Annotated in this window: 19 protein-coding genes; 8 read left to right on the top strand and 11 right to left on the bottom strand. The window is 71.4% G+C overall.

The features are described from left to right. The first annotated feature begins 54 nt into the window (after window positions 1-54). Entirely contained in the window at window positions 55-465 is a 411-nt protein-coding gene (locus ACX80L_RS14590) for a Sec-independent protein translocase TatB (protein ID WP_133080985.1), read from the top strand. Between the two features lie 37 nt (window positions 466-502). On the opposite strand, the gene ACX80L_RS14585 is transcribed toward ACX80L_RS14590, so the two are convergent. The 3 genes from ACX80L_RS14585 to ACX80L_RS14575 are packed head-to-tail and all read right to left on the bottom strand — an operon-like array spanning window position 503 to window position 3,505. Beyond that, on the bottom strand, window positions 503-1,633 hold the full coding sequence (locus ACX80L_RS14585) for an Mrp/NBP35 family ATP-binding protein (protein WP_459290501.1): 1,131 nt from the start codon (window positions 1,631-1,633) through the stop codon (window positions 503-505). Then, the gene (locus ACX80L_RS14580; RefSeq protein WP_459290499.1) at window positions 1,630-2,229 is read right to left on the bottom strand and encodes a DUF1003 domain-containing protein; all 600 of its coding nucleotides are present in this window, start codon (window positions 2,227-2,229) and stop codon (window positions 1,630-1,632) included. Before ACX80L_RS14580 ends, ACX80L_RS14585 begins: the two co-directional genes overlap by 4 nt. After that, window positions 2,222-3,505 carry a magnesium transporter MgtE N-terminal domain-containing protein gene (locus tag ACX80L_RS14575; RefSeq protein ID WP_133080982.1) on the bottom strand — a complete coding sequence of 428 codons (1,284 nt, stop codon included), beginning with the start codon at window positions 3,503-3,505 and terminating at the stop codon, window positions 2,222-2,224. The genes ACX80L_RS14580 and ACX80L_RS14575 overlap by 8 nt, the downstream gene beginning before the upstream one ends. A gap of 183 nt (window positions 3,506-3,688) precedes the next feature. On the opposite strand from ACX80L_RS14575, the gene ACX80L_RS14570 reads away from it, so the two are divergent. Then, on the top strand, window positions 3,689-4,585 hold the full coding sequence (locus tag ACX80L_RS14570; protein ID WP_459290497.1) for a general stress protein: 897 nt from the start codon (window positions 3,689-3,691) through the stop codon (window positions 4,583-4,585). Window positions 4,586-4,720: 135 nt separating this feature from the next. Here ACX80L_RS14570 and ACX80L_RS14565 read toward each other — a convergent pair whose 3' ends face one another. Then, window positions 4,721-6,301, bottom strand: a complete 1,581-nt coding sequence (locus ACX80L_RS14565) for an aminopeptidase P family protein (protein WP_459290495.1) — start codon at window positions 6,299-6,301, stop codon at window positions 4,721-4,723. A gap of 104 nt (window positions 6,302-6,405) precedes the next feature. Here ACX80L_RS14565 and ACX80L_RS14560 point away from each other — a divergent pair, with 104 nt between their 5' ends. Further along, complete coding sequence (locus ACX80L_RS14560) at window positions 6,406-7,248, top strand: PHP domain-containing protein (protein ID WP_459290493.1); 843 nt, start codon at window positions 6,406-6,408, stop codon at window positions 7,246-7,248. 73 nt (window positions 7,249-7,321) lie between these two features. Here the strand turns inward: ACX80L_RS14560 and ACX80L_RS14555 are convergent, their stop codons facing one another. The 4 genes from ACX80L_RS14555 to ACX80L_RS14540 form a co-directional block, all read right to left on the bottom strand. Beyond that, the gene (locus tag ACX80L_RS14555; protein WP_459290491.1) at window positions 7,322-8,191 is read right to left on the bottom strand and encodes a DNA-methyltransferase; all 870 of its coding nucleotides are present in this window, start codon (window positions 8,189-8,191) and stop codon (window positions 7,322-7,324) included. A gap of 6 nt (window positions 8,192-8,197) precedes the next feature. Continuing rightward, a complete protein-coding gene (locus tag ACX80L_RS14550; RefSeq protein ID WP_459290489.1) occupies window positions 8,198-9,940 on the bottom strand; it encodes a DEAD/DEAH box helicase in 1,743 nt (580 codons plus the stop codon). A 259-nt stretch (window positions 9,941-10,199) separates the two neighbouring features. After that, complete coding sequence (locus ACX80L_RS14545; RefSeq protein WP_459290487.1) at window positions 10,200-11,729, bottom strand: RNB domain-containing ribonuclease; 1,530 nt, start codon at window positions 11,727-11,729, stop codon at window positions 10,200-10,202. Between the two features lie 65 nt (window positions 11,730-11,794). Next, complete coding sequence (locus tag ACX80L_RS14540; RefSeq protein ID WP_459267052.1) at window positions 11,795-12,241, bottom strand: YdeI/OmpD-associated family protein; 447 nt, start codon at window positions 12,239-12,241, stop codon at window positions 11,795-11,797. 168 nt (window positions 12,242-12,409) lie between these two features. On the opposite strand from ACX80L_RS14540, the gene ACX80L_RS14535 reads away from it, so the two are divergent. Next, window positions 12,410-13,231: a ferritin-like fold-containing protein gene (locus ACX80L_RS14535; protein ID WP_459290485.1), complete on the top strand. Its 822-nt coding sequence runs from the start codon at window positions 12,410-12,412 to the stop codon at window positions 13,229-13,231. Window positions 13,232-13,318: 87 nt separating this feature from the next. Here the strand turns inward: ACX80L_RS14535 and ACX80L_RS14530 are convergent, their stop codons facing one another. Next, window positions 13,319-13,543, bottom strand: a complete 225-nt coding sequence (locus tag ACX80L_RS14530) for a DUF3107 domain-containing protein (protein WP_133080975.1) — start codon at window positions 13,541-13,543, stop codon at window positions 13,319-13,321. A gap of 49 nt (window positions 13,544-13,592) precedes the next feature. Further along, window positions 13,593-14,213 carry a TetR/AcrR family transcriptional regulator gene (locus ACX80L_RS14525; RefSeq protein ID WP_244186268.1) on the bottom strand — a complete coding sequence of 207 codons (621 nt, stop codon included), beginning with the start codon at window positions 14,211-14,213 and terminating at the stop codon, window positions 13,593-13,595. A 147-nt stretch (window positions 14,214-14,360) separates the two neighbouring features. On the opposite strand from ACX80L_RS14525, the gene moeB reads away from it, so the two are divergent. Next, window positions 14,361-15,656 carry a molybdopterin-synthase adenylyltransferase MoeB gene (gene moeB, locus ACX80L_RS14520; protein WP_459290483.1) on the top strand — a complete coding sequence of 432 codons (1,296 nt, stop codon included), beginning with the start codon at window positions 14,361-14,363 and terminating at the stop codon, window positions 15,654-15,656. Between the two features lie 49 nt (window positions 15,657-15,705). Here the strand turns inward: moeB and ACX80L_RS14515 are convergent, their stop codons facing one another. Continuing rightward, window positions 15,706-17,106: a glutamyl-tRNA reductase gene (locus ACX80L_RS14515; RefSeq protein WP_459290481.1), complete on the bottom strand. Its 1,401-nt coding sequence runs from the start codon at window positions 17,104-17,106 to the stop codon at window positions 15,706-15,708. A 182-nt stretch (window positions 17,107-17,288) separates the two neighbouring features. Between ACX80L_RS14515 and hemE the strand changes: the two genes are divergently transcribed. The 3 genes from hemE (at window position 17,289) to hemQ (ending at window position 20,668) form a co-directional block, all read left to right on the top strand. Beyond that, the gene (hemE, locus tag ACX80L_RS14510) at window positions 17,289-18,350 is read left to right on the top strand and encodes a uroporphyrinogen decarboxylase (protein WP_133080972.1); all 1,062 of its coding nucleotides are present in this window, start codon (window positions 17,289-17,291) and stop codon (window positions 18,348-18,350) included. Window positions 18,351-18,352: 2 nt separating this feature from the next. Beyond that, window positions 18,353-19,879 carry a protoporphyrinogen oxidase gene (gene hemG, locus ACX80L_RS14505; protein ID WP_459290479.1) on the top strand — a complete coding sequence of 509 codons (1,527 nt, stop codon included), beginning with the start codon at window positions 18,353-18,355 and terminating at the stop codon, window positions 19,877-19,879. A gap of 72 nt (window positions 19,880-19,951) precedes the next feature. Next, window positions 19,952-20,668, top strand: coding sequence for a hydrogen peroxide-dependent heme synthase (gene hemQ, locus ACX80L_RS14500; RefSeq protein ID WP_459290477.1), 717 nt, complete (start codon window positions 19,952-19,954; stop codon window positions 20,666-20,668). Window positions 20,669-20,670: the final 2 nt, after the last annotated feature.

The raw sequence follows: 20,670 nt of genomic DNA, 5'->3' as shown, positions 1-20,670 counted from the left end.
GCCCGCGGTGGCGGCGAATGTGGTCGGCGCAGGCCGGGAAGGTAGTCTTTTCACGTGTTGGGAATCAACGGCCTCGAACTCGTGGTCCTGGCGATCATCGCCGTCATGGTGCTCGGCCCGGAGCGTCTTCCGGAGTACGCCGCCCAGCTCGCTCGTCTCGTCAAGGGCCTGCGCCGCATGGCCTCGGGTGCGCGCGAGCAGCTCCGGGAGGAAGTCGGTCCGGAACTGGACGAGGTCGACTGGCGGAAGCTCGACCCACGCCAGTACGATCCCCGCCGGATCATCAAGGAAGCCCTCCTCGACGACATCGAGGACGTCTTCAAGCCCGTGAGCAGCGGCGCCCCGAAGGCCGCCCCTGCTCCCGCGGTGGCAGCCGCCGGTGCCGTCCGTCCGGATGCGTCCGTGCCGTTCGGTCCCCGCCTCGGCTCGGGGCAGTCCGCTCCGTACGACCTCGAGGCCACCTAGACGCGGGGCATGGCGCTCCGCTCGGCGGTGCCTCTCGTCAGCGCGGGCTGAGCGGCAGCTTCAGTCCGTCCAGGCCCCGTGGGCGACGGGCGAGCACAGCGGCGATCGCCTCCAGCTCCGCACGGGCCCTCGAGCCGTCCCGGCCGAGGACGAGAGGAGTGCCGGCGTCGCCGCCCTCGCGCAGGGCCACCTCCAGCGGGATGCTGCCGAGCAGGGGGACCTCGGTGCCGAGCGTGTCCGTCAGCCTCGCTGCGAGGGTGCTTCCACCTCCCGCGCCGAAGAGTTCGAGCCGCCCGCCGTCGGGCAGCTCGAGCCAGGACATGTTCTCGATGACGCCGGCCACTCGCTGACCGGTCTGCGCGGCCATGGCGCCGGCGCGTTCGGCGACATCGGCGGCAGCGCTCTGCGGGGTCGTGACGACCAGGAGCTCCGACGACGGCAGCAGCTGGGCCACGGAGATGGCGATGTCGCCCGTGCCCGGCGGCAGGTCCAGGAACAGGGCGTCCAGGTCACCGAAGTACACGTCCGTCAGGAACTGCTCGAGCGCCCGGTGCAGCATCGGCCCGCGCCAGGAGATGGGCTGGTTGCCGTCGACGAACATGCCGATGGAGATGACCTTCACGCCGTGGGCGACGGGCGGCAGGATCAGCTCGTCGACGCGGGTGGGCTGCTGCGTGATGCCCAGGAGGGCGGGGACCGAGAACCCGTAGACATCGGCGTCCACGATCCCCACGCGGAGCCCCTGCGCCGCCATCGCGACCGCGAGGTTCACCGTCACGCTCGACTTGCCGACACCGCCCTTCCCGCTGGCGACCGCGTAGACGCGGGTGAGGGATGACGGCTCGTTGAACGGGATCCCGCGGCGGCCGCCGGCGCCCTTCAGCTGCTCCTTCAGGGCGTCGCGCTGGGCCTGGTCCATCACGCCGAGCTCCACCTCGACGTCGTCGACGCCCTCCACGACGGACAGGGCAGCCTCGGTGTCCCGCCGGATGGTGTCCCGCAGGGGACACCCGGCGATGGTCAGGAGGACCCGGATCCGGACGGTGCGCCCCTCGACGGCGACCGCGTCGACCATGCCGAGTTCGGTGATGGGACGGCGCAGCTCGGGGTCGATCACCGAGGTGAGGGCGTTCCGCACGGCCTCCTCGACGGGCAGGGCGGCACTCACCGGACGGGTTTCCTCCCGGCGGGCTGGACCTTCGGCAGCGCCACCGTACTCTCCGGGGGCTTCCGGGGCCTGCGTTTCTGCAGGGTCAGTTCCTGTCCGTCGGTCGTCTCGAGCAGCTCCTCGAGGACGGAGCGCAGCTCGGACCGGACGTAGTCGCGTGTCGCCACCTCGCGCAGGGCGATGCGCAGCTCCGCGATCTCCCGCGTGAGGTACTCGGTGTCGGAGAGGTTCCGCTCCGCCCGCTGGCGGTCCTCACGCATGGAGACGCGGTCGCGGTCGTCCTGGCGGTTCTGCGCGAGAAGCAGCAGCGGTGCCGCATAGGAAGCCTGCAGGGAGAGCATCAGGGTCAGTGCCGTGAACCCGAGGGCCGCGCTGTCGAAGCGCAGGTTCGCCGGAGCGACGGTGTTCCACGTCAGCCAGACCGCGACGAAGACCGTCATGTAGAAGAGGAACTGCGGCGTGCCCATGAAACGGGCGATGTTCTCCGTGCCGCTGCCGAAGCGGTCCGGGTTCGGTCGCAGGCGCGGGAGGAAGCGCTTGCGCGTCTCGCGCGGCGTATCCAGTCCGCGTGAATTCGACTTGATCCTCTCAACCACGGCGGTCACCTCGTTTCGGTCCGGATGTGTCGTCCTGGGCCCGCCAGTCGTCGGGCAGCAGGTGATCCAACACGTCGTCGACGGTCACGGCGCCCACCAGCCTGCCGTCGGCGTTGACCACCGGCAGCGAGTTCAGATTGTAGGTGGCGAGGATCCTCGACACCTCGCTCACGTTCGCCTGGTCGCCCACGGCCTCGAGGTCCGTGTCGATGATGTTGCCGAGCGGCTCGGGCGGCGGGTAGCGCAGCAGCTGCTGGATGTGCACGACGCCGAGGTAGCGCCCCGTCGGCGTCTCGAGCGGCGGGCGGCAGACGAAGATCGAGGAGGCGAGGGCCGGGGTCAGCTCCTCCCGGCGGACGTGCGCGAGCGCCTCGGCGACGGTCGCCTCGGGAGGGAGGATGACGGGCACCGTGGTCATGAGCGAACCGGCGGTGTCCTCCTCGTACTCGAGCAGGCGGCGTACGTCCTCGGCGTCGTCGGGCTCCATGAGCTGCAGGAGCTCCTCCTTCTGCGCCTCGGGAAGCTCGTTGAGGAGATCGGCCGCGTCGTCGGGGTCCATCTCCTCGAGGACGTCGGCCGCGCGCTCGCGGGTCAGGGACTGCAGGATCTGGACCTGGTCGTCGTCGGGCAGTTCCTGGAGGACGTCCGCGAGGCGGTCGTCCTGGAGCTCGCCGGCGACCTCGATGCGCCGTTTGTCGTTCATCTCGTGGAGCGCGTCGGCGAAGTCGGCGGGCTTGAGGTCGTCGTGCTGGGCGACGAACTGGGTGGCGCCCTGCGGTTCGTCCGTGGTGCCGTGGAAGGCGTCGAGCCAGTCGATGATGAGGCGCTCGCCGCCGCGACGCAGGCCGCGCAGGGGGGAGGTCGATCCGCCGCGTCGCACGAACAGCTGGGAGACGTGCCAGTCGCCCGCACGGTTGCGCTCCATCGCGATGTCCTCGACGACGGCGCTCCCGCTTCCGTCACGCAGGGTCAGGCGTCGGTCGAAGAGCTCGGCCACCACCAGCATCTCCGCACCACGCTGCTCGAAGCGGCGGAGGTTGACGAGGCCGGTGCAGATGATCTGGGACGGGTCCATCGAGGTGATGCGCGTCATGGGGACGAACACGCGCTTCTTGCCGGGAACCTCGACCACGAGGCCCACGACCTGCGGAGGCCTGGTCGGGCCGCGGTCGAGGACGACGGCGTCCCGGAGGCGGCCGAGGCGGTCACCCAGGGGATCGAACACATCGAGCCCCAGCAGTCGGGCGACGAAGACGCGGGTCGGGTTGTTAGTCACAGCTCTAGGCTATCCGCCGCCGCACGAGGGGACGGCATCGGGACGGCATCGCGACGATCGGTCGGACCGCCGGCGGTGGTACGGCATCTGCGGCGGGCCCTCCCTGCCGGTGGCGGGGGGGCGGGAGTTCACCGCGGGCGATACTCCTCCCACGTGATCGAGCAGTACGCAAGAATGGGATGCATGTCGACACCACCTCTCGGAACCACTGCCTCCCGCGACCTGGGCCGGGTGCTGCCCACGGGCGAGACCATCGGCCGGTACACGGGGTACCTCGATGCCCAGAAGGCCGTGGACTACCTCGCCGACCACAAGTTCGCGGTCGAGCGGGTGGCGATCATCGGCAACGACCTCAAGACGGTGGAGCGCGTCACCGGGCGCCTCAGCTACCCGCGGGTGGCGCTCGGCAGTGCCGCGACTGGCGCCTGGTTCGGCCTCTTCGTGGGTGTGATCCTGAGCCTCTTCGCCGGCAGCGAGACCGGCGTCACCATCACGTCGTCGATCGCGCTCGGAGCGATCTTCTGGCTGCTGTTCGGCGTCATCACCTACGCGTTCCAGCGCGGCAAGCGTGACTTCACCTCCACGAGCCAGGTCATCGCGACGAGCTACGACGTCATCGTCGATCCGAGCGTGGCGGCCGACGCACGCCGGTTGCTACAGCAGCTCCCGATGAACGGGCAGGCCCAGCACCCCGGCGCGAACCCCTCCGCCTGGGGCCAGGCACCCGGGCAGACATCCGGGCAGACATCCGGCCAGGCATCCGGCCAGGCACCCGGGCAGGCGCCCGAGCGGCCCGCGTCGTGGAACGATCCCTTCCCGGGGCAGCAGCAGCCGCAGCAGGCGGGGACGGCCGAGGGGCAGACCGCCGGTCCCGGCACGAGCGGTCCGCGCAGGGGGCAGTTCCCCGACCTTCCCGACGGCCGGCCCCAGTACGGTGTGCGCGTCGAGGACCAGCCCGGCGCACCGGGGGCCACGGAGGCCCCGGTGCCGTCGGCGGACGGCGGGCAGGACGGTCCCGTGGAGGACGGACGGCCCGGGACCCACGGCTCCAGCTCGGCCGGGGGACCGCACCAGGGGTAGCAGCGGCCGGACAGCAGCGGCTGGGGAGCGACCGACGGCGCCGCCGGGCGGCGCCGGAGAAGGCAGTGCCAAAGAAGGCAGGGACCCTCGGGTCCCTGCCTCCTTTCATGAACGGGGTGGGCTTCCGCCCCGGGGCTATTCGCCGGTGCTGCCCCAGATGCCGGCCATCCAGTCCTCGACGTCGTCCGGGCTCCGGGGCAGGGCCGCGCTGAGGTTGACGGGCCCGTCGGCGGTCATCAGCACGTCGTCCTCGATGCGCACGCCGATCCCGCGGTACTCCTCGGGGACCGCGAGATCCTCCGCCTTGAAGTACAGGCCCGGTTCGATGGTGAAGACCATGCCCTCTGTGAGGATCCCGTCCAGGTACAGCTCGCGCTTGGCCTGCGCGCAGTCGTGGACGTCCATGCCGAGGTGGTGGCTCGTGCCGTGCGGCATCCAGCGACGGTGGTGCTGCCCCTCGGGCGAGAGCGCCTCGTCGAGGGATACGGGGAGGAGTCCCCACCGGTCCAGGTTCTCCGCCAGGACCGTGACGGCCGCGAGGTGGACCTCCCGGAACTTCCGGCCCGGCTGTGCCGCGGCGAAGCCCGCATCGGCGGCATCGAGCACGGCCTGGTAGATCCTGCGCTGCGTCTCGGTGTACCGCCCGTTCACGGGGATGGTGCGCGTGATATCGGCGGTGTAGAGGCTCTCCGCCTCCACCCCGGCGTCCAGCAGCAGCAGTTCGCCGGCCCTGACCTGGCCGGTGTTGCGGATCCAGTGGAGCGTCGTCGCGTTGTTCCCCGATGCCGCGATGGTGTCGTAGCCGAGGTCGTTGCCCTCCTCGCGGGCCCTGGCGAAGAACGCGCCTTCGACCACGCGCTCGCCCCGGGGATGAGTGATGGCCCGGGGGAGGGCGCGGACCACCTCGTGGAACCCGCCGACGGTGGCGGCGACCGCCGCCTCCATCTGCTCGATCTCCCAGGCGTCCTTGATGAGCCGCAGCTCGGACAGCGCCTCGGCGAGCACCGCATCGAGGGCGTCCGCCTTCTCGAGGTCCACTCCGGTGTTGATCCGGGAGGTGTCGACGAGCGCATCGGCATTGAAGTCGACCTCCCGGAGCAGGCGGATGCTCACCCCACCGATCTCGGGTACGCCGGCATCCTTCGTGATCGCCACCTCGAGTTCGGCGAGGTCCGCCGTCGCGAGGGCGAGCTGGGCCCGGATCTGTGCCATCGAGAGGCGCTGGCCGATCCAGAACTCGCCGTAGCGCGCATTCGCGTAGAACTCGGCGCTGTCGCGTCCCGCGAGTTCCCGGAAGTACAGCGTGGCCGTGTGGTTCCCGCCGTCGTCCCCCGTTCCCTGTTCCACCGGTTCGAGGACCAGCACGGCGTCGGGTTCGTGGTCGAGGCCGAGTCCGGTCAGGTGGGCGAATCCGGAGTGCGGACGGTAGCGGTAGTCGGTGTCGTTGGAACGGACCTTGAAGGGGCCGGCCGGGATCACGATGCGCTCGCCGGGGAAGCGGTCGGAGACGGCGCGACGACGGCGGGCGGCGTGCGCCGCGACGGGCGCTGCGGCCGGGAGGTCCTCCGACGCCGGTGCCCAGCTGCTGGCCATGAAGGCCTTGAAGGCGTCCGAGTCGGGCCGCTGGGAGCGGTTCTCGTTGCGGTCGGACAGCGGCTGGCCCTCCGGCGAGTCGGTGGGGTTTCGGGGTGCGGGGGCGGTGTCGTCGGTGCTCACCCCGCCATCGTCTCACCGTCGCCGTGCCGCGGGAAAGTCCGTGCCCCGCGGCGACGCCGTGCCGCAGGCAGGCCGGAACCCCGCCGGCGCGTAGATTGGGTCCGGTGAGAATCGACCTGCACACCCACTCCAACGTCTCGGACGGCACGGAGGACCCCGATGTCCTGATCGCGTCCGCCGCCGCCGCGGGCCTCGACGCCGTCGCCCTCACCGACCACGACTCGACGGCGGGCTGGGACCGGGCAGCGGCGGCGGCGGCGACGCTGGGCATCACCTTCGTCCCCGGCATGGAGGTCTCCTGCCGCACCGACACCGGCATCAGCGTGCACGTGCTGTCCTACCTCCACGACCCGGAACACGCCGGCCTCCGCGAGGAGATCGGGAAGTCCCGCACGGCGCGCCTCACGCGCGCCCGCCGCATGGTCGAGCTCATGTCCGAAGACTTCCCCATCACCTGGGACCTGGTCGAGGAGCATGTGACCGAGGGTGCGACCGTGGGCCGTCCCCACATCGCCGACGCCCTGATCGCACTCGGCGTCGTGACCACGCGGTCCGAGGCCTTCGACCGCATCCTGACCGCGCGTTCCCCCTACTGGGTCAGCCACTACGCGCCGCATCCCGCACGCGCCGTCGCCCTCATCCGCGCCGCCGGCGGTGTCCCGGTCTTCGCGCATCCCTCGGCCTTCAACCGTGGGGCGGTGGTGGGGGGCGCCGTCATCGACGAGATGATCGACTCCGGCCTCCTGGGACTCGAGGTGGAGCACCGCGACAACCCGGAGGGTGCACGCGGAGAACTGCGGACGATCGCACGCGAGAACGGGCTGCTGGTCACCGGCTCCAGCGACTACCACGGAAGCGGCAAGCCCAACCTGCTGGGCGAGAACGTCACGACCCGTGAGACGCTCGAGACCATCGCCGGGCTCGCCACGGGGACGCCGCTGGGCTAGGTCCTCCGGTCCGCCCCGGATCCTGCGGCCCCCGGACCCGGAGTACGCCGGACCCGGCAGCCGGCCGTGCGTGTCAGATCCAGGGCGCCAGGCGCTCGCGCATGACCTCGATGGCCTGCGGGTTCCTGTCCACGCAGACGAAGCGCCGGCCGAGCTTCCCGGCCACCGCTCCGAGGGTGCCCGACCCCGCGAAGAAATCCAGCACCCAGTCGTCCTTCCGGCTGCTCGCCGCGACGGCGCGCCGGAGCAGGCCCTCGGGCTTCTGGGTGGGGTAGCCGGTCTTCTCGCGGCCCGTGGGGGACACGATGGTGTGCCACCAGACATCCGTGGGGAGCTTGCCGAGCGCAGCCTTCTCCGCCGTCACGAGTCCGGGCGCCATGTACGGTTCGCGGTCGACCTCGTCGCTGTTGAAGTAGTACGCCGAGGGGTTCTTCACGTACACCAGGATGTTGTCGTGCTTCGCGGGCCACCTGCGCTTGGCCCGGGCACCATAGTCGTAGGCCCAGATGATCTCGTTCAGGAAGCAGTCGCGCCCGAAGAGGACGTCCAGCATCACCTTGGCGTAGTGCACCTCGCGGTAGTCGAGGTGGAGGTAGAGGGTGCCGTCGTCGGCGAGGAGCCGCCACGCCTCGGCGAGCCGGGGCACGAGGAAGTCCCAGTAGTCCTCGAAGGCGTCGTCGTAGCTCGCGAGCATGCCCTTGACGGTCGAGTAGGAGAGCCCCTTGAAGCCCACGCGGTCGCCCGCGCCGTCGACAGCCCGCACCATGGTGGTCTGCTGGCGGCGCTGCGCGCGGCCGGTGTTGAACGGGGGATCGACGTAGATCATCGTGAAGGCCGCATCCGGCAGCGTCGCCAGGTACTCGGCGTTGTCCGCGTGCACCACGAGGTTCGCGCCGTCCGCCCTCCAGGTGGGAGGCGCGGACGGCGCAGGGAGTCCGGTCACCGAGGGCTAGTCCTCTGCGCCGCCGGCCGGCTTCGCGACGACCTCGCCGTTGCGCCGGCGCGTGCGGCTGCGGCGCTGCCGATCGCCCGCGGGAACCTCGGCGTCGGAGCCGGGACGACGGCGGTGTCCGCCGGACTCGACGGCGTCACCCGTGGGTGCCGATGCCGCCGGTGCAGCAGGTGCGTCCGCGGAACGGCTACCGCCCCGACCACGGCTGCGTGGGCTGCGCGGGCCGTCGGCGGAGTCGCCGGCCGTCCCACCGTCGCGGCGCTGGCCGCCGCGTCCGCCGGAACGCCCGCGTCCGCCGTCGCCCCCGGCACTGTCGGGGCGTGCACCGCCGCCGCGCTTGCCGGTCTCGCCCAGGTCCTCCAGGACCTCCGCGTTGATGCCGGCGAGCTTGCGGTCCTTGCGGGGCAGGCGCCCCTTGGTGCCCTCGGGGATGTCGAGATCGGTGTAGAGATGCGGCGACGAGGAGTAGGTCTCCACGGGCTCCGGCGTGTCGAGGCCGAGGGCCTTGTTGATGAGGCCCCAGCGGGGGACGTCGTCCCAGTCGACGAAGGTGACCGCGGTGCCCTTCTTTCCGGCGCGGCCCGTGCGGCCCACGCGGTGCAGGTAGGCCTTCTCGTCCTCGGGGCACTGGTAGTTGATGACGTGCGTGATGTCCTCGACGTCGATGCCGCGCGCGGCGACCTCCGTGGCCACGAGCACGTCGATCTTGTCGCCGCGGAAGGCACGCAGTGCCTGCTCGCGGGCACCCTGGCCCAGGTCGCCGTGGATCGCGCCGGCCGCGAAACCGCGGTCGATCAGTTCCTCGGAGAGCTTCGCCGCCGTGCGCTTGGTCTTGCAGAAGATGATGGCGCGGCCGCGGCCCCGGGCCTGCAGGATGCGGGCCACCACCTCGGCCTTGTCCAGGTTGTGCGCCCGGTAGATGACCTGGCGGATGTCCTTCTTGGTGATGCCCTCGTCCTCGGGATCCGCGGCGCGGATGTGCGTGGGCTGCGTCATGTAGCGGCGGGCCATCGCGATGACGGGGCCGGGCATCGTGGCCGAGAACAGGAGGGTCTGGCGCACGGGAGGGGTCGCGGCGATCAGGGTCTCGACGTCGGGCAGGAAGCCGAGGTCCAGCATCTCGTCGGCCTCGTCGAGCACCACGATCTTGACGTTCTTGAGCACCAGCAGTTTCTGCCGGTACAGGTCGATCAGGCGGCCCGGTGTCCCGACGACGATCTCGACGCCCTTCTTGATGGCCTCGATCTGGGGCTCGTACGCGCGGCCGCCGTAGATGGTGACGATGCGCGCGTTGCGCTTCTTCGCCGCCGTCGTGAGGTCGTTCGCCACCTGGACGGCGAGCTCTCGCGTCGGCACCACGACGAGGGCCTGCGGGGCGCCCGGGACGGGGAGCTTCTCGTATCCGGCGTCGTCGGGACCGACGACGCGCTGGATCGCGGGGATGCCGAAGCCGAGGGTCTTGCCCGTGCCGGTCTTCGCCTGGCCGATGATGTCGTGGCCGCCGAGGGCGATCGAGAGCGTCATCGCCTGGATGGGGAAGGGGTGGGTGATGCCGGCGTCGCTCAGGGACTCGACGATGTCGGGGCGGACGTTGAAGTCCGCGAAGGTCTCGGCGACGGCCGCGTGCGGCTCCTCCGTGGTGACCAGGGTCTCCTCGACGTCGATGGCGTCGGAGGAGTTGTCGGCGACGAGGTGGTGCGTGTCCGTGGCCGGGGTGTTGTCTGCGTTCGTGTTGTGCACGTTCTACCGTTCATTCAGGCCGAGCGGCCGCCGAGGCTCGACGCCGGGATGGATCCATCCTGTGCGGAGCGTATCGGCGGGCGCGGGGCGTCCAGTGGAAGCCGATCGCGGGCTTGCAACTGCGTGCGGGCTGCGGAGGGAGACCTGCGCCCGCGGGAAAACTCGGGATCGAGTAGGTACTGCGGGTTATCGACGGATTGATAACGACCGGGCATCCATTACTACACCCTCAGCCTACCCTGCCGGTCCGTGCGGGGCCTCATCGCAGGTCCCGCTGGGGCGCGTCCGTCGGTTTGACCTCGAAGCGGAGACGCCGCCGGACGATGTCCGCTTCGAGCAGGACCACGGTGACGCGCTCTCCCGCCACGAGTTCGCCGTAGCACTTCGCCTCCAGCGGGGGTTCGGTGACCTGCACCGTGCCGGACAGGCGCGGGGCCTGCCGGCCGGGCGCGTCCTCGACGGCGGGCGGGGAGCCCTGCAGGACGACGGCGGAGAAGGCCTCGCCGATGCGGTTGCTCAGCAGCGCCGCCTGCACGGCGTCCATCGCCCCGGAATCGAGCCGCGAGGCCGTCTGGTTCGAGGACGCCATCAGCGCATTGAGGTCGGGGAGGGCGGCACGCACCCACTCCGGGACCTCCTCGCCGGCGCACAGCGCTGCGCACGTGACGAGCACGAAGCGGTCCACGAGGCGGCGCAGGGGGGCGGTGGTGTGCGCGTAGGGCGCCGCGATGGCCGACTGCACGACGGCGTCGGGTACCGCGCCGTCGAACGCGGTGTAGCCGGCGCCGCGGAAGAGCGAGGCCGCGGCGTGCATCAGGGCGAGCTGCCGCGGGTCGGCGACGTCGAGCGTGCGCAGGAAGGCGCCGTACGGCATGTCCGGGGGCCAGGGGTGCTCGAGTGCCTCCGACTGGCGGCGGAACTTGCCGAGTGCGCCGTCGTCGGGCTCGGGCATGGTGCGCAGGATGCCGATGCCGCCGTCGATCATCATGCGGGCCGCGGCCATGCCCGTCATGAGCGAGATCTGCGCGTTCCAGTCCTCGCACGGAAGGGACGGCTCGGTGATGATGGCGTAGCTCTCGCCGTCGTGCGTGATCTCCTGGCGCGGCAGGTTGAGGCTCGCCCCACCGCGGTCCAGTTCCTGCTGGATGCGCCGGAGCCCGATCTCGCGGAGGAGGAGGAGCTGCTCGTCCGCGGTGCCCGCGTCGATCGCCGCCTGGACTTCGGCGTAGGTGAGCTGGCGGCGGCTGCGCACCGTGGCTCGGCGGACGGTGACGGACCGGACGACGGCCCCGGCGTCGAGGTCGAAGTGCCACACGAAGGCAGGGCGGTCCTGGTCGGGAAGGAGGCTCGCGGCGTCCTCGGAGATGGTCTCCGGGTGCAGGGAGATCCGTCCGTCGGGCGCGTACAGGGTCTGGCCGCGGAGCCTCGCCTCTGCGTCGACCGCGCCCCCGGCCCGGACGAAGAGCGGTACGTCGGCGATGGCGTACCAGACCTCGTAGCCCGCGTCGGGTCCCTGCCCGGGATCGTCCGACCTGCCGGACCCGGCACTGCGCGCCAGGTGGACGGCCTGGTCGAGGTCGGTGGAGCCGGGCGGGTCGATGGTGAGGAAGGGCAGGTCTCGCAGGTCGGCGTCCGGCAGGCGGGAGGCCGCTACGGCCCCGGCCGCCTCGCGGAGCACGTCCTCCGGGAAATCCTCACGGATGTCGAGTTCCTCGCGGAGGGACCGCAGCGACTCGGTGAGCCGTTGCTGGGACTCGCGGTCCCTGAGGTCCATATGCTGTGCTGGCACACGCCTTACGGTAGTGCACGTTCACGACATCGGGCAGGGCGGATGTCGTGAACGTGTCCGCGCCGTCAGGAAGGCGGCGGGCGGAGGGAGTCCACGGCCTTGAGCACACGGCGTCGGCGCGTGTCCGCGCCCCTCGCCTGGACGATGGGCAGCACCAGGGCCTTCCTGCGGCTCACGGACAGCGCATCGAACGCGTGGACCAGCGCCGGATCGTCGGACAGCGCGACGGCGAGATCCTCGGGGACGTCCACGGTGCGCTCCTCGGTGTCGAGGTCCAGCCCCACGGTCACCGTCCGGCCGGCCTCGATGCCGGCTGCCGTGCGGTGCTCCGCGCTGACCGGGATCATGGGGCGCCCGTCCATCGACCCGACGGTGGTGCGGTACGTGTAGGTCCCGATCGTGACGCGCACCGGGGGACGCCTGCCCCCGCCGAGCGCGGCCAGGACCTGCTCGGGCACCTGCAGCCCGGTGGCCGTGCGGCCCGAGAGTTCGAGGACGGCGGAGAAGTCCACGGGTGCCTGCCTTCCATCCGGTTGTGCGCCGGAGCATCGGGAACCGCACAGCAGCGGGATCCCGCCGTCCGGACTGGGACGAGCCTAGGCGGCGTCGCCGTTCCGCAACAGGTGCCGGGCGCCGTAGGGCGGGTTGCCCCACCCCTGCGATTGCGTACTCTTAGCAGAATGAACAACGGCTCCACCGACCGCACGGCCCTTTCCACGACCGGGCAGGACCGTGCCGTGTCGCCGGCCCCTTCGGCGGTGCGCACGACGCGCCCGGAGCCTCCGACGGCGTCCGACGGGCCGGACGCCGTCGTCCGGCCGGCAGCGGGCGGCCCCGCGCCCGACGCCTTCTCCGACCCCCGCTACGCCCGCTTCGTCACAGACCTGCTCGGTGTCATCGCCTACGGGGAACTCTCGGGCTTCGAGCGGTTGTCGTCGGACGCCCGCTTCTCGCCCAGCCTCGCGGACCGTGCGAGCCTCGGTCGGCTCGCGGTCCGGGAGTTCGAGCACTTCGAGTCGGTGACGGCCTTCCTGGGCCGGCGGGGCGTGTCCGTCGAGGACGCCATGACCCCGTTCCAGGCATCCATCGATGCGTTCCACGAGCGCACGCGGCCCGGCGACTGGTACGAGTCGCTCATGAAGGCCTACGTCATCGACGCCTTCTCCGGCGACTTCTACCGGGCCCTGGCCGACAGCCTCGACCCGGCCACCCGCGAACTCATCGGCGCCATCGACTCGGGCGAAGGCGCCGCCCACCTGCAGCGGCGCCTGAAGGAGGCGCTCTCCGACGATCCGCGCCTCGCCTCGCGCCTCGCGCTCTGGGGGCGCAGGCTCGTCGGGGAAGCCCTCACGCAGGCGCAGCGCGTCGGTATCGAGCGTGAGTACCTGGCGGGACTGCTCTTCGCCGCCGAACCCGACCACGCGCAGCACACCACGGCCCTCTTCGCGCAGCTCACCCGCAACCACTCGCGGCGCATGAGCGCACTCGGACTCACCGCGTAGTCCGGCGCCCCTCACAGAAGGACCCGCGGGCCACGCCTTCCGGCGTCGCCCGCGGGTCCTCGTCCGCGTCCTGCTGTCCGCCCGGTACTAGAGCGCGCCGAAGCCCACGCGGCGGGTCTCCTCGGCGCCGATCTCGACATAGCCGAGGACCGACGTCGGAACGATCACCTGACGGCCCTTGGAATCCTTGAGGCGCAGTTCGGTACCGCCGCTCATCGCCGCGGCCACGAGCTCCGCGATCGCGTCGGCGCTCTCGGCGGAATCGAGGATGATCTCCCGGTTGACGTTCTGGATACCGATCTTGACTTCCACGGCGCATGCCTCCTGTGTAGTGAACCTGTGATTCGTACCGAAACCTACTCTAGATTTCCTTGGGGAAGCGGCTGATTCCGCGCCAAGCTAAACGGTAGATCAGCTCCGCGGCGGCATCGATGTCGAGGCTGCCGTCGGTCTCCAGCCAATATCTGGCGCTGATCTGCGCCATCCCCGCCAGGCCGCGGCCCAGCAGCGTCGCCTCCACCAGGGAGAGCTGGGTGTCACCCGCGATCACACCGGCGATGTCGTTGGCGAATTGCGCGTTGAAAGCCTCGAGCCGGCTGCTCACGTCGGGCTCGTTGCTGATGTCCGACTCGAAGACGAGGCGGTGCGCCCTGCTGTCCTGCGCGATGAACTGGAAGTAGGCACGCATGGTCGCGTGGACGCGGAGCTTGTTGTCGTCCGTGGAGCGCAGGGCATCGACGAGCAGCTGCGTCAGCTCGGCGAGGTGGCTGTCGAGCAGGGCCAGGTAGAGGTCGCGCTTGCCCGGGAAGTGCTGGTAGAGCACCGGCTTGCTGACCTTGGCCGCGACGGCGATGTCGTCCATCGCCGCGCCGTGGTAGCCGCTCCCCACGAAGACCTCCTGCGCCGCTGCCAGGAGCTGCCGGCGGCGTTCGTCCCGCGGCAGCCGGAGGGACTTTCCTGAGGCGGTCGGTTCTGCACTCACGTAGGGCGATCCTCGGTTCAGCGGTCGGTGGACGTCCGCCCAGTTTACCCACCGGTCTCCCGGTCCACCCGTTCCGGGTCGCGGGCCGTCCCCGTCCCCGCACGCCGGTCGCTGGCCGGTGCGCGAGGAAGCGGAATACCCTTGGGCATGACCGCTTCCCCGTCGTCGCCGCCCGTTCCCGCACCCGTGTCCGGCGCCGCTGCGCCGACGGCGGAACCGATCCCCGAGCCATTGGAGCGATGGCAGGGAGGGGCGGCGGGACTGCCTCCGCTCGTCGACGCGACCGGGAGCCTGACGCAGGAGGAGAGCTCCCGCTACTCCCGGCACCTGATCATCCCCGGATTCGGGCCCGACGCGCAGCTGCGCCTCAAGAATGCGCGCGTGCTCGTGATCGGGGCCGGTGGTCTCGGCTCGCCCGCGCTGCTCTACCTGGCTGCGGCGGGGGTGGGGACGCTCGGCATCGTGGACGACGACGACGTCGAGCTCTCGAACCTGCAGCGCCAGGTGATCCACTCGATGCCCGACATCGGACGGTCGAAGGCCGAATCGGCGCGCGACAGCATCCTGGCGCTGAATCCGCTGGTCGGCGTGGTCCTGCACCGGGAACGGCTCGACCGGTCCAACGCCCTGACCCTGTTCGCCGGTTATGACGTCATCGTCGACGGCACGGACAACTTCGCCACCCGGTACCTCGTGAACGACGCCGCCGCGATCCTCGGCAAGCCCTACGTGTGGGGTTCCATCCTCCGGTTCGACGGGCAGGTCAGCGTGTTCTGGCAGGATCACGGACCCACCTACCGCGATCTCTATCCCGAGGCGCCGCCGCCGGGATCCGTGCCGTCCTGCGCGGAGGGAGGCGTGCTGGGCGTGCTCTGCGCGCAAATCGGCTCCGTGATGGTCAACGAGGCGATCAAGCTCATCACGGGGGTGGGCACCACCCTCCTCGGCAGGGTGCTGGTGTTCGACGCGCTGGACATGAGCTGGCGGGAGGTGCGCGTGCGTCCCGACCCGACGGCGGCGCCCATCACCGAACTGATCGACTACGAGCAGTTCTGCGGGTTGCCGCCTGCCGGTCCGACCGCCGCACCGGACGGTCCCGGCGGCGAGGACCGGGTCCCGACGATCACCGTGGACGAACTCGCGCGGCTCCTCGCCGAGCGGTCCGCGGGCACGGCCGATTTCGAGCTGCTCGACGTCCGTACCCCGGAGGAGTACGCCATCGTTCACATCGACGGCGCGGTGCTGGTCCCGAAGGACACGATCCTCGACGGTGACGCCTCCGTGGACACCGGCCGGACCGTCTACGTCCACTGCAAGTCGGGCGTCCGGTCGGCCGACGTCGTGCGCTTCCTCCGGGCGCAGGGGCACCCGGACGCGCGGTCGGTGGACGGCGGGATCATCGAGTGGGTCCGCAGGATCGAACCTGCGAAGCTGACGTACTAGGCCACGGATCAGGTGCCCGTCCCGGGCGTCCGCCGACAGCGGCAGGGGACTAGGCGCTGCGGGCGGGCCGCTCGTGGTCCACCGGGCACACGGCGCCGTCGGCATGCGAGTGGTGCAGCCGGGCGGCCGGGACCACGGCGGCGGACGCGGTGGCTCCCTCGGCGGTCGCCGGGGCGGCGGGCGCCTTCGGGGCGGCGGGCGCGACGTCGATCCCGTACAGGGCCTCCAGCGCGGCGGTGTAGTCGTCCTGGCGTCCCTCGGCGGCGAGTTCGCGGGCACGGACGGTCGGTACGTGCAGAAGCTGGCGGACCATGCGCCGCAGGGCGAACTCGACCTCCTCGGCAGCCGCGGTGCAGCCGTGCTGCGCCCTCACGCGTTCCATCTCGGAGTCGAGCACGGCCTGGGTGTGCTGCCGCAGCGCGACGATCGCGGCGTTCATCGCCCGGGTGTTCTGCTGCTCCTCGAAGGACCGCGCGGCCTCGCGCACGAGGTCGCCGGCCTGCGCGAGGGCGTCGGCCTGCTCCTCCGGTGCAGCTGCGCGCACGGACTCGAGGGTGATGAGCTCGACGTCGTCGAGGGTGCCGACGGCGGGATCGAAGTCGTGGCTCAGCGCCAGGTCGATGACCACGAGCGGGCGGTTGCTGCCCTCGCGGACCCGTTCGATGTCGGCGGCGTCGATGCGTGCGTCACTGCCGCTGCACCCGATGACCACGTCCGCCCGGCGCATGGCACCCGGCAGGTCCGCGGCCGCGACGGCCGTCCCGCCGCGTGTGGCCACGAACGCGTCCGCGCGTCCCGAGGACGAGAAGACGGAGATGTCGGTGCAGCCCCGATCCTTGAGCGCGGCCATCGTGGCCCCCGCGTAGGCGCCGGTGCCGAACAGCACCACGGCCTTGCCGGACCAGTCGGCGTCGTCGGAGATGTCGCCCGCCAGTTCGAGGGCGACGGAGACGATCGAACGCCCGCGGCTGCCGAGCGCGGTCTGTGCCCCGACCTCCTTCGCGGTCTTCGACGCCGCCTGGAAGAGGCGTACCAGTCCGCCGCTGGCCGCTCCCGAGCCCTGGGCCTCGGTGAGTGCGCGCCGGACCTGTCCGGCGATCTCGCGTTCCCCGATCACGGCGGAGTCCAACCCGGCGCCGACGGCGAACAGGTGTTCTGCGACGTCCTGGCCCGTGTGCGTCTCGAAGGAGGCGGACACCGACTTCTCGGGAATCCCGGAGTACTCGCTGATGGTGGAGACGATCGCGGACCGTGCGGCCTCCACGTCGTCCTCCGACGGGGCCTCCGCGTAGATCTCGAACCGGTTGCAGGTGGCGAGGACCACGGCGCCCGACACCGACCTGTCGTCGGCGAGCGCGACGGAGGGGACCTGGGGCGCCCCGACGCTCAGTCGGGCAACGGTTTCCAGGTCGACGTTCGAGTGTGTCGCTACAAGTGAAAGAAGTACCACAGCCCCTCAATCATACCGAGAACGACCCCCGTTCCCTGAATAGGTGATCCTTACCGGCGCTTGCAAACCGCGGAATCCTGCGGGATCGTGTCCCTCCACGAGCAGGTGATGTTGCCCACGCCCGGCCCGGCGCCCGGCGGCCCGGTTAACCATCGGCCGGGATCTTCGGCAGAATCTGCGGTATGGACCTTGGAGCATCGCACCCGCTGGTCGACGGACGCACGTCCGGCTCGGCCCTCATCTCCGCGTATCGCGGGCTGACTCCGCACCGCCGGCCCGTGTGGTTCATGCGCCAGGCGGGACGGTCCCTGCCCGAGTACCGTGCGCTGCGGGAGGGCACGAACATGCTCGAGTCCTGTCTGGACCCGGAGATGGCGTCCGAGATCACCCTCCAGCCCGTCCGCCGGCACGACGTCGACGCCGGCATCTTCTTCTCGGACATCGTGATCCCGCTCAAGCTGGCCGGGGTCGACGTGGACATCGTCCCCGGTGTCGGTCCCGTCCTCGGCAAGCCCATCCGGTCCGCAGCCGACGTGGCGGCCCTGCCCCGGCTGACCGACGAGGCGCTCGAGCCCATCCGGCAGGCCGTCGCCCTCACCGTCGCCCAGCTCGGCTCCACACCGCTCATCGGATTCGCGGGTGCCCCCTTCACCCTGGCCGCCTACATGGTGGAGGGCCGGCCGTCACGCGACCACCTCGGTCCGCGCACCATGATGCACTCCGACCCGGACACGTGGCGAGCGCTGACGGAGTGGGCCGCGGATGCCTCGGGCATGTTCCTCCGCGCCCAGCTGGAGGCCGGTGCGAGCGCAGCGCAGCTGTTCGACTCGTGGGCGGGCTCGCTGGGGCTCGCCGACTACCGTCGTTCCGTCGCACCGGCGTCGCGCCGCGCCCTGGACCACGTCCGCGGCCTCGGGGCACCCCTGATCCACTTCGGCACCGGGACCTCGGAGCTGCTCGTCGCCATGCACGAGGTGGGAGTGGACGTCATCGGTGTCGACTACCGCCTGCCCCTCGACGAGGCCGGCCGTCGGCTCGGCGGGACCGTCCCCCTCCAGGGCAACATCGACCCGGCCCTGCTCCCCGCACCCTGGCCCGTCCTGGAGCAGCACGTCCGCGACGTGCTCGAGGCCGGTTCGTCGGCTCCGGGCCACGTGGTGAATCTCGGGCACGGGGTCCCGCCGGAGACGGACCCGGACGTCCTGACGCGCGTCGTCGAGCTCGTCCACTCCGTGGAGCCGTAGGCATGACGAGGCGCGGGGACCGCGACGGGGCTGCCGGGCCGCACGGGGACCCGATGGCGCAGGAGCGGGTCCCGCGGCGCCGGACCGTCGTCGTGATCGGCGGGGGCATGGCCGGCCTCGTGGGCGCCCGCACGCTCCTGCAGCGGGGCTTCCACGTCACCCTGCTCGAGCGGTCCGGCCGTTTCGGAGGGACCGTGGACGGACGCGTGCTCGGCGGTCTCCAACTGGACAGCGGTGCCGAATCCTTCTCCACCCGCTCCGCCACCGTGCCCTCGCTCGCCGAGGAACTCGGGCTGGGCGACCGCATCGTGGCCCCCGACGCGACCGGCGCCTGGGTGCAGCTCCCCGGCAAGGACCTCGCGGCCTCGGCGCAGCCGCTCCCCAGCTCCGGGGTGCTCGGCATTCCCGCGGATCCGTCGGATCCCTCCGTCACCGCGGTGATCGGCCGGGCCGGCGCCCTCCGGGCAGCCCTCGACAGGGTGCTGCCGGTGGGCCCGCTCGCGACCCGCACCAGGGTCAGCCTCGGTGAGCTCGTCCGCACCCGGATGGGAGATGAGGTCCTCACCCGCCTCGTGGCCCCCGTTGCCGGCGGCGTGTTCTCGGCGGACCCCGACGACCTCGACGTCGACTCCGTGGCACCCGGGCTGCGCGCCACCATGGGTCGCCTCGGCTCCCTGGGAGCGGCGGCCGGAGCCCTGCGGCAGGCGGCGCCGGCCGGTGCCGCGGTCGGCGGTCTCGCCGGAGGCATCGCGCAGCTCCGCGACGCCCTCGTGGCGGAACTCGTCGCTGCCGGCGCCGACCTGCGCACCGGCGAGCAGGTCACGGCGATCACCCGCTCGGGCGCGGCGTGGACCGTGACGACGGAACACTCGATCCTTGCGCGACGGATCCCGGCCGACGGCGTCCTCGTCGCGACCGAGGGCCGTGCCGCCGTCGACCTCCTCGGTCCGGCCATCCCTGCGGTGGCCGGCGAGCGGCCGGACCCGGTGCCGGGCGTCGCCCTGGTCACGCTGATCGTCGACGTCCCCGAACTCGACGCCCGCCCGCGCGGCACCGGCGTGCTGGTGGCCCGCGGCGTGGAGGGAGTCGCCGCCAAGGCGCTGACGCACGCGACCGCCAAGTGGGCGTGGCTGCGCGACCAGGCCGGACCCGGCTCGCACGTGCTCCGGCTGTCCTACGGACGCGTGGGGGACACCCCGGCCGATGTCGGACTGGCCACGCCGGACGATGCCCTCTACCGCCACGCGCTCGCCGACGCCTCGTCCCTGCTCGGCGTCCCGATGCAGGAGGCGGATGTGCTCGACTGGGACGTGGTGCGCTGGGCCGGTGCCCTGCCCCACGCCTCCGTGGGTCACCGGGAGCGCGTGGCACGCATCCGTGCGCTCGTCGCCGACCAGTCGGAATCCCTCGCCGTCACGGGCGGCTGGCTCGCCGGGACGGGCCTCGTCGCCGTGATCGACGATGCCAAGGCGCGCGCCGGCGTGCTCGCCGACGCCCTCGATGCGGCCGCTCCCGACGCCCCGATGTGACATTCCTCGCTTCTACCGCGTGTAGAAGAAGAGGATTTCGGATCGTCTCCCGGCAGGGGGCAAACTAGTACCATGACTGAGCTAACCGGTAGCAGGCCCGCCCACGCTCCACAGCAGACCGGGGAGGGCGCCGACGCCCCCGGTGAGCTGTTCTACACACTCTGGACTGTCTTCCGGCGGGGAACCGCGACGACGGATTCCGGCACCCCCCTCGAGGAGGTCCTCGCCTCCTTCGAGGAGGACGGCGTGGTGCTCCGCGGTTTCTACGACGTCTCGGCCATGCGCGCCGACGCCGACATCCTGGTCTGGCTGCACGGCCCCCGTCCCGAGGCGCTGCAGGCCGCGATCCGCAGGCTCCGCCGCACCGGGACGTTCGCCGGGACCTCCATGGTGTGGTCGGCGATGGGGGTCCACCGCGACGCCGAGTTCTCGAAGTCCCACAGTCCGGCCTTCTCCCGCGGGGTGGCGCCGGCCGAATGGGTCTGCGTGTACCCGTTCGTCCGGTCCTACGAGTGGTACATCCTCCCCACCGAGGAGCGCCGCGAGATGCTGACGGACCACGGCATGAAGGGCCGCAAGTACCCCCAGGTGATCTCCAACACGGTCTCATCCTTCGCCCTCAATGACTACGAATGGATCCTGGCACTCGAGGCTCCCGAACTCGTGGACCTCGTGGACCTCATGCGGTACCTCCGGGAGACGGAAGCACGCCGCCATGTCCGCGAGGAAGTGCCCTTCTACACGGGCCGGCGGATCCACCACGACGAGATAGCAGAGGTGCTCAAGTGACG

It is taken from the genome of Arthrobacter sp. MDT1-48-3 (assembly GCF_054511015.1).
The sequence above is the reverse complement of the archived record's forward strand: the minus strand, read 5'-3'. Positions and strand labels throughout refer to the sequence as shown.